Here is a 9,470-nt window from a genome sequence, read left to right as displayed (position 1 = left end):
CGCGGCCACTTCGACACAGACATCCATCATGGCGCTTCGCAAGACCTCCCTGCTGCTGACCCTGCTCATCGCACTGGCGCCCGCATGGGCCCAGATCGGCCAGCGCTTCCCATCCGAGAAACGCGTTGTGCCCGACCCCGTCACGGGCACACCGTTGACCTTTCTGACTACGCAGCCGCGCGGCGATTCCAAGATCTACCCCAGCCACCCGCAGTGGACGGCTGACGGCCAATGGCTGGTGTTCCGCTCCAACCGCGTGAAGGGCGAGGCCATCGCCGTCAATGAGGCCAGCGGCGAGATGGTGCAGGTCACCGAGGGTGGCTACGAGGGCATGCTCAATCTCGCCCAGTCAGGCGGCAACAAGCTCTATTTCCTGCGCAAGAACCCGGCTGGCGCCGCCAATGACAAGGTCAGGCAGGCCGTCGAGGTGGACCTGGACCGCGTGTTCGCGGACAGCAAGGCCGGCGCGATGAAGCCGGCCAACGCCTATCAGCGCGTCTTCGCCACGCTGCCGGCCGAGCTGGAGGCCTTTGGTGACAACGCGCTGGATGCCGACGGCCAGTGGTTCTACTTCCGCATCCAGGGCAAGGCCTACGCGGGTGCCAAGCTGCCGGCCGGCACCAAAATCGAGCCGCCCTTCGGCCCGCGCGGCATGGGCGCTGGGCCGCACGCCATTGGCAAGATAAACGTGAAGACGGGCGAGATCCAGCACGTCGTCTCCGTGCCCTTCCAGATCGGGCATATCCAGAGCAACACCTGGAACCCGGGTGAACTGGTGTTCAGCTGGGAGACGGGCGGCAAGTCCCCGCAGCGCACCTGGACAGTCAAGGGTGACGGCACCGGCCTGCGCCCGCTCTACCCCGAGGCGCCCTATGAGTGGGTGACGCACGAGGCCTTCATCGGCAAGGACGAGGTGGCCATGGCGATCATGGGCCATCGCGCCATTCCGGGCGTCGTCGATCCGAACCGGCCATCTGGCACGGGCGTCGAGGGCGCCAACCCGGGCCAGGACGCGGCTTGGGGGGATGCAGGCACGCGGGAGAAGCCGACCGGGCTGGCCATCGTCAACCTTCGCACGCGGGAAATGACCATTGCCGGTCAGACGCCGTCTGGCAGCGGCCTGTGGCACGTGCACGGCTCGCCGGACGGCCGCTTTGCCACCGGTGACGACTTCAGCCGCAGCCTTTATCTGATCGACCGCAAGACACGCGAGATGATCGTGCTCACTACCGGTCACAAGACGACGGCGCGCGACCATCCGCACCCGACCTTCAGCCCCGATGGCAAGAAGATCCAGATCCAGTCGGCCATGCTGTCCGCCGACGGCCGCGAGATGAATATCTGCATCGTGCCGGTGCCCCAGGCCTGGCTGGACCGCAAGCCCTGAAATATTTCCTGGGGTGAAAATATTCATCGGATCATTGTCATCCGGAATATTTGATACTAATTTTCTTGGGCCAAGCTGTTTATGAGAAATGGTTTGACCCATATTCAATCGCTCGCTGGTTGCGCCCCCATGCCGGCGCTGCAGGGCGTGAGTGCCTGGCTCGATCGCTCGCAGAGACGGCGGTGATCGAAAAGGGCCGGGATAATCACGAACGTGATCGAAATGCCGGTGCCTCAAGGGTTTTCTCGGGGGCGAAGCAATCACGGTCGTGATTCTTTGCCGGCTTGTGAACACGGCGTAAAACCCTCGGCCTAGACTGTCCCCGGGGCAGTAAGAAGAGGGCTCATATCGAGCCTCATCCTGGTAGATATTCTGGAGACAGACAAAATGCTGAAGAAGATTCACGGCGGCATGCCGGTTTCGCGTTGGACGCCGTTGGCACTGGCCATCTCGGCTGTGTTGGCCGGCCAGGCCCACGCCCAGCAGACCCCGGCGACCGCCGAGAAGCCCACCGAGAAGGCCGAAGCCGAGCCCAAGGTCGCCGACAAGGCCACGCAGCAGCTGGACACGGTCACCGTCACGGGCATCCGTCGCTCCATCCAGAGCGCCATCGATCGCAAGCGCAATGCCTCCACGGTGACCGACAGCATCGTCGCGGAAGACATCGACCAGTTCCCGGACAAGAACGTCGGCGAAGCGCTGTCGCGCATCACCGGCGTGCAGCTGTCGCGTTCGTTCGGCGAAGGTTCGCAGGTCGCCATCCGCGGCGTCGAGCCCGACCTCAACCGCGTCGAGATCAACGGCATGTCAGTGCTGGGTACCAACGGCGGTGCCGGCCGCGGCGCCGAGCTGCGCGAGCTGGCCTCCGAGCTGATCGCCTCCATCGACGTCGTCAAGGGCTCCACCGCCGACTTGACCGAAGGCGGCGTGGGCGGCACCGTGCGCATCAACACGCGCAAGCCGCTGGACTTCACCAAGCGCACCATCGCCGGTACGCTGGCGGCCGAGCAGGGCAGCCTGCGCGGCGGCACGCAGCCGCGCGCGACGCTGCTGCTGGCCGACAAATTCCTGGACGGCAAGCTGGGCGTCATGGCCAACCTGGTCTACGACGACATCCACACGCGCGGCGACTTCGCCCGCAACACGTCGTGGACGTTCCTGCGCGACTGGGACTTCTCGCCCGAGAAGACCGTCACCAGCCTGAACCCCGCAGCTGCCGCCGTCACGACCTCGGCCGGCTGCAATTCGCTGACCAACACCACCGACAAGAACGCCTGCCTGTCGCAGTGGTTCGATTACGCGCCGCGCATCTCGCGCTACGGCATCTGGGAGCGTGATCACAAGCGCAGCTCCGCCGAAGTGACGGCGCAGTACAAGTTCAGCAAGGACTTCGACGCCTACGTCAGCCATCAGGTCAACACCCAGGCGCAGAAGCTCAACGACATGAACTTCGGCACCGACTTCACTGCGGTGAACCGTCTGGCCGTGAGTGGCAACGCGCCTGTCTATGCGGCCAACGGCACCGTCGCCACGGCCGGCACCTGCACGGACGTCAGCGGCGCCTCGACGCCGGCCGGCATGGTGGTGGAGAACCACCACGTCACGCAGTACACGGTGGGTAACTGCCTGAACGTGGCCGGGCGGGGCGGCCAGGGTGCCTTCAGCACCTCGGCGCGCGACTTCGCGCTGGACATCAAGTCCAAGTACACCACCGCCGGCTTCAAGTTCAAGAACAACGACTGGCGCATCGAGGGCCTGCTGGGTGATTCCAGGTCCGACTACAGGAGCGAAAGCAACAACATCGTGCTGACGCAGAACGCGCCGGGCCTGGTCGTCAAGCTCGACGGCTCGCGCCTGCCGCAGTTCAGCTTCCCGGCCAACTACAGCCCCGACGACGCCTCGTCCTATGTCCAGGCTCAGCTGCAGTACCGTCCGGAAGCCACCCACAACAAGGAGCGCCAGGGCAAGCTGGACTTCCAGTACAACCTGGACAACGACTTCTTCCACAGCCTGTGGTTCGGTGGCCAGGCGCGCGAGTCCAGCTCGCGGCGGTACACCGGCGGTGGCCGGCTGGTGCAGAACAACGGCAGCCTGACCAACACCGACGAGGCAGTGGACATCAATGCCCGTACGGCCAACGTCAACCAGACCATCATCTGGGACCCGCTGTACACCGGCACGGCGCAGCGCCCCAACGATACGCAGACCTACATCAACAGCGGCTACAAGACGTCCTATGTGACCGGCTCGCGCATGCAGGAGATCGTCAATGGGCTTCGCACCAAGTCGCCCGGCACCTTCATGGGTGGCTACGGCGACGTCTCAGGCCTGCCGTCCAACTGGACCTCACCAAGCTATTCGGCCGCAGCAGCCTCGGGCGTCTTCGATACCAGCGACTTCAGCCACAAGTATCTGTACGAGACGCCCGGCAACGACGGCAAGACCTACGCGCAGATCCCGGCCTTCGACATCAGCGAGAAGATCAAGGCGGCCTATGTGCGGCTGGATTGGGGCACCGAAATCTTCGGCCTGCCGCTGGATGGCAATGTCGGCTTGCGCTATGCCCGCACCGACGTGACGTCGATCGGCATGCGCACCGACCGGACCTGCAATCCTGCCAATCCGACGACGTGCTCCGTCCTGGTGAACAGCAACACGATTGTGGCCATCAACAACAGCTACAGCGACGTGCTGCCCAGCCTGAACGGCACGCTGCAGCTGATGAACGGCAAGCTGCTGGTTCGCGGTGGCCTCGCCAAGGTGATGGCGCGCCCGGCGCTCGACCTGCTGGCCCCGAACGTCACCTGCACGACCGGCAGCGGCGATCCGGCACGCGGCGGCAACGGCACCGACACCTGCTCGGCCGGCAATCCCGATCTCAAGCCCTACCGCGCGACGAAGTACGACCTGAGCGTGGAGTACTACCCCAGCCGCGACACGCAGGTCAGCCTGGCCACGTTCCGCACCGAAATCGGTACCTATGTCCGCAAGGGCGTCGTGACCTACGGCAGCAACTTCTACGGTGACGGCCGCATCTTCGATGTGACGCAGGCCGTCAACGGCGAAGGCGCCAAGACCCAGGGCATTGAGCTGGCCGGCCGCACGGCGCTGACCTTCCTGCCGGGCTGGCTGAGCGGCTTCGGTGTGGATGCCAACTACACCCGCATGACCTTCAGCTACGCCAAGGGCAATGAGCTGATCAGCCCGCTCGACAACTCCGTGCTGCCCTACCCGGGCCTGTCGAAGAACTCGTACAACTTGGGCCTGTGGTACGACAACGAGATGTTCAACGCCCGCCTGGCCTATGCCTACCGCGACAAGTACTACACGGGCGGCAACGACGTGTCGGGCAACCCGAACTTCAGCGACAAGACGGGCTACCTGGACGCCAAGTTCCAGTGGAAGGCGACGAAGAACTTCACGCTGTCGCTCGAGGCCAAGAACCTGACCAACCAGGCCGAGCTGACGTACGCGGGCGACCTGAGCCGTCCCAATGAACTCGCCTGGTCGGGCCGCCGCTACTACCTGACGTTGGGCTACAAGCTCTGATCGCATCAGCGCATCCCGTTCTCCGGGCCGACGTGGCCCCTGTGTTGCGCTGACAGCGCGTCGGCCCCCGCTCACGCAGGGGCCGTTTTTTTTGGTGACTGCCTTCATGAGTCTTCTGCGCCACTTCTTCGTCTGCCTGTCGCTGGCCGCAGCCGGCCTGGCTCAGGCCCAGCCCCACCAGCCCAGGCAGATGGAGCGGCTGGACCGCGGCGTCGTCGCGCTGGCGACGCCCTCCGGCGTCTTCGCCAGCTGGCGACTGCTGGGCACAGAGCCGGCTGGCGTGCGCTTCAACGTCTACCGCGACGGTCAGCTCGTCAACCGCGAGCCGCAGGCGCTGACCAACCTCGTCGACGCGCAGGGCCGCACCGACAGCCTCTACAGCGTGCGGGCCGTCGTCGGTGGCCACGAGCTGCCGCCGTCCGCCGCCGTGGCACCGTGGAGCCAGCCCTACCTGCGCGTGCCGCTGCAAAAGCCCGAGGGCGGCATGTCGCCCGACGGTGTGGCCTACCGTTACGAAGCCAATGACGGCGCGGCCGCCGACCTGGACGGCGACGGCCAGTACGAGATGATCGTCAAGTGGCAGCCCACCAACGCCCACGACAACGCGCACAAGGGCTACACCGGCCACACGCTGCTGGACGCCTACAAGCTGGACGGCACGCGGCTGTGGCGCATCGACCTGGGGCCCAACATCCGCGCCGGCGCCCACTACACCAGCTTCCTCGCCTATGACTTCGACGGTGACGGCAAGGCCGAGCTGATGCTGAAGACGGCCGACGGCACGGTGGACGGCGCCGGCCAGGTCATCGGCGACGCCAAAGCCGACCACCGCAATGCCGCCGGCTATGTGCTCGCCGGCCCGGAATTCCTGACCGTCTTCAACGGCTTGACCGGTGCGGCCATGGCCACCGTGCCCTACACGCCGCCGCGCGGCGGCCAGGGCGAGGCCTGGGGCGATGCCTACGGCAACCGCGTGGACCGATTCTTGGCCGGCGTGGCCTATCTGGACGGCCGACGCCCCAGCGCAGTGTTCGCGCGCGGCTACTACACCCGCGCCGTGCTGGCGGCCTGGGACTGGCGCGACGGCAAGTTGGCGCAGCGCTGGGTTTTCGACAGCGATGCCGACGCCGAGAGTCAGCCCGCCGCAGGGCAGGGCGCGCACTGGTTCTCAGTGGCCGACGTTGATGGCGACGGTCGCGACGACATCATCTACGGCGCCGCCACCGTCGCCAGCACCGGGAAGCTGCTCTACAGCACCGGCCTGTGCCACGGTGATGCATTGCACGTCAGCAGCTTCGATCCGGCGCGTGACGGCCAGCAGATCTTCATGGTCCACGAGAGCCCGCGCTGCTACGGCGAGCATGGCCTGGAGATGCACGATGCGGCCAGCGGGAAGGTGCTGTGGAGCATGTCCGGCAACAACACCGACGTCGGCCGTGGCGTCTGCTTCGACATCGACCCTGCCTACCCAGGCGCCGAATGCTGGGGCAACGTGGGTGGCCTGATGAACGCGAGCGGCAAGCGCATCAGCGAGAGGCACCCCAATCGCTATAACTTTGCGGCCTGGTGGGACGGCGACCTGCTGCGCGAGTCGCTGGACCATGTCTCCATCGACAAGTGGAACCCCGCCACCTTCAAGTTCGAGAACCTGCTGAACGGCAAGGCCTTCGGGGCCGCGTCCAACAACGGCACCAAGGGCAACCCCGTGCTGTCGGCCGACCTGTTCGGCGACTGGCGAGAGGAAGTCGTCTGGCGCAACGAAGACAGCACCGCGCTGCTGGTCTTCTCGACGTCTGCACCGACCGAGCACCGCTTCGTCACGCTGATGCACGACCCGCAATACCGTGTGCAGGTCGCTGCGCAGAACGCGGGCTACAACCAGCCGCCGCACACCAGCTTCCACCTCGGCGCCGCGATGAAGCCACCGCGCTACCTGCCCATCACCACGCCATGAAGATCATTGCCCTGCTGGGCCTGATGCTGGCCCTGGCCGGCTGCGCGAGCGTCGAACCTGCGCCGCGCCCGCTGTACCGCGACCCAGTGCTGGATGGCGCAGCCGACGTGTCCCTCGTCTTCAACCGCGGTCTGAAGCGCTGGGAGATGTTCTACACGAACCGTCGCGCGGCGCTGAGGCTGGACGATCCCAAGGACGTGACCTGGGTACATGCCACGCCCATCGGCATCGCAACGACGGAGGACGGCAACCATTGGCGCGCGGCGGGCGAGGCGAAGTTCCCCGCCGAGTGCACCGGCGCCACGCTGTGGGCACCCGAGATCCAGGACTTCGATGGCGTCTACCACCTGTGGCTCACCATCGTGCCCGGCGTTCACAAGAGCTGGACGGGCGAGCGCCGGATCGAGCACCTGACCAGCGTCGACCTGCGCAACTGGCAGTGTGCAGGCCGCGTGGACCTGGGCTCGCCCAAGGTCATCGACGCGTCTGTCATCCGCGCGCCGCAAGGCGGCTGGCGCATGTGGTTCAAGGACGAGCAGGGCGGCAGCAAGCTCAAGATGGCTGACAGCGCCGACCTGACGACCTGGACCGTGCGCGGCCCGGTCAGCCAGCTTCCCGGCGAAGGCCCCACCGTCTTCCATTTCGCGGGCAAGTGGTGGCTGGTGGCCGACCTGTGGAAGGGCCTGCTGGTGCTGCGCTCCGATGACGCCCAGGCCTGGGAGGAGCAGCCTGCGCGGCTGCTGTCCGATATCGGTCGGCACCCCACCGACCGCGCCAAGGGCCAGCACCCCGGCGTGACCGTCGTGGACGACCGGGCCTATCTCTTCTACTTCACACACCAGGGCGGCGAGCCCGAGGCCAAAACCGACGATCGCTGGCACCAGCGCACCGTCATTCAGGTGGCTGAGCTGAAGCTGAAGGACGGTTGGCTGGCCGTTGACCGCAACGCGCCGCCCCCCGACCTGCGCAAAGCCTTCGGGGCGCGCTGATGCGGGCGTTGCTGCTGACCTGGTTGCTGAGCCTGGCCGGTGCAGTTCATGCGAACTTGAGCGTCAACGTCCAGCCCACGCAGGGCAGTGTGCCGCTGGACGGCGCCGTCGTCGTCGCAGCGCCCGATGCCGATCCGCTTGAAGCCTTCGTCGCCCGGGACCTGGCCGACGACCTGAAGCGTCTTGGCCTGCGAGCCAGCGTCGGTGGCAGGGGCCCGGTGCAGATTTGGGTCGGCACCGCAGGACGCCACCCCGCGATCGATGCCGCCCATCTCGATCTGAGCGGTCTCAAGGGCTGCTGGGAGTGCTACGAGATCGCGCTGCTGCGCGACCCGGCGCCTGACGTGAAGTACGCCCTCGTCATCGTCGGCGCTGATTCCCGCGGCACGGCATACGGGGTCTACACGCTGAGTCGGGCGCTCGGCGTGTCGCCCTGGCACTGGTGGGCCGACATCGCACCGCTCAAGCGCGGCCCGCTGCACATCAGCGTCGACGCGCCGCTGCGCGACGGCCCGGCCGTCAAGTACCGCGGCATCTTCATCAATGACGAGGACTGGGGCCTCTTCCCTTGGGCCGCGCGGACCTTCGAGCCCGAGGTCGGCAACATCGGACCCAAGACCTACGAGCAGGTCTTCCGGTTGCTGCTGCGTCTGAAGGCCAACACGTTGTGGCCCGCCATGCACCAGGTGTCGGGTGCCTTCAACGCCAACCCGCGCAATGCCGAACTCGCGCACCGTTACGGCATCGTCATGGGCTCTTCCCACGCAGAGCCCTTGTTGCGCAACAACGTCGCCGAATGGACTGCGCCGCACGACCAGTACAACTACGCGACACATGCTGCCCAGGTGCGCGAGTACTGGGCCCAACGGCTGAAGGCCAACGGTCGCTACGAGAACCTCTACACGCTGGGCATGCGCGGCATCCACGACAGCGGCATGCAGGGCGGTCGTACGGTGGTTGAGAAGCAGGCGCTGCTGAACGGCCTGCTCAAGGACCAGCGCGACCTGCTGGCTCGGCATGTGGGCGATCCAGCACAGCTGCCCCAGATCTTCGTGCCTTACAAGGAAGTGCTGACGTTGCTGCCGGACCTGGCATTGCCGGACGACGTGACGCTGGTCTGGCCCGACGACAACTTCGGCTACCTGCGCCAGTTCCCCAACGCTGTGCAGGCGAAACGCCTGGGTGGGTCGGGTGTGTACTACCACCTGAGCTACCTTGGCGCACCGCTGTCCTACCTGTGGCTGAGTACGACGCCACCCGCCCTGGTGGCTGAGGAGATGGGGCGTGCGTTTGACGCCGGCGCGCAGCGGCTGTGGATCGTCAACGCGGGCGACATCAAGCCCCATGAGGTCAACCTCAGCCACTGGTTCGACCTCGCCTGGAACCCGACCACCGTGCGTGCCCAGGGACAGCCGGCGTACCTGGAGGAACTGGCCCGGCGCCTTTTCGGTGTGCCGGAGATCGCGGACCTCTGGGACGGCTACTACCGCGTCAATTTCGAGCGCCGCCCCGAGCACCTGCAGTACCACCTACCGGGCGAAAGGATGCGCCGCAGCGGCCTGACACCCGCCGCCGTGGACGAGCGCCTCGG

Annotated in this window: 5 protein-coding genes; all 5 read left to right on the top strand. The window is 66.3% G+C overall.

Annotated features, from left to right (window positions below; all coding sequences use genetic code 11):
* The coding region (locus VGF12_RS01210; protein WP_331174224.1) for a hypothetical protein at positions 1 to 1,387 on the top strand (1,387 nt) is incomplete at its 5' end.
* A 387-nt stretch (positions 1,388 to 1,774) separates the two neighbouring features.
* On the top strand, positions 1,775 to 4,936 hold the full coding sequence (locus VGF12_RS01205) for a TonB-dependent receptor (RefSeq protein ID WP_331174223.1): 3,162 nt from the start codon (positions 1,775 to 1,777) through the stop codon (positions 4,934 to 4,936).
* 106 nt (positions 4,937 to 5,042) lie between these two features.
* The gene (locus tag VGF12_RS01200; RefSeq protein ID WP_331174222.1) at positions 5,043 to 6,890 is read left to right on the top strand and encodes a rhamnogalacturonan lyase; all 1,848 of its coding nucleotides are present in this window, start codon (positions 5,043 to 5,045) and stop codon (positions 6,888 to 6,890) included.
* A complete protein-coding gene (locus VGF12_RS01195) occupies positions 6,887 to 7,879 on the top strand; it encodes a hypothetical protein (protein WP_331174221.1) in 993 nt (330 codons plus the stop codon). The genes VGF12_RS01200 and VGF12_RS01195 overlap by 4 nt, the downstream gene beginning before the upstream one ends.
* The coding region (locus VGF12_RS01190; RefSeq protein ID WP_331174220.1) for a glycosyl hydrolase 115 family protein at positions 7,879 to 9,470 on the top strand (1,592 nt) is incomplete at its 3' end. The genes VGF12_RS01195 and VGF12_RS01190, both read left to right, overlap by 1 nt.

It is taken from the genome of Roseateles sp., from assembly GCF_036404855.1.
Classification (GTDB): domain Bacteria; phylum Pseudomonadota; class Gammaproteobacteria; order Burkholderiales; family Burkholderiaceae_C; genus Pelomonas.
Note: the sequence above shows the minus strand (reverse complement) of the source record. Positions and strands in the feature narration are given on the sequence as shown.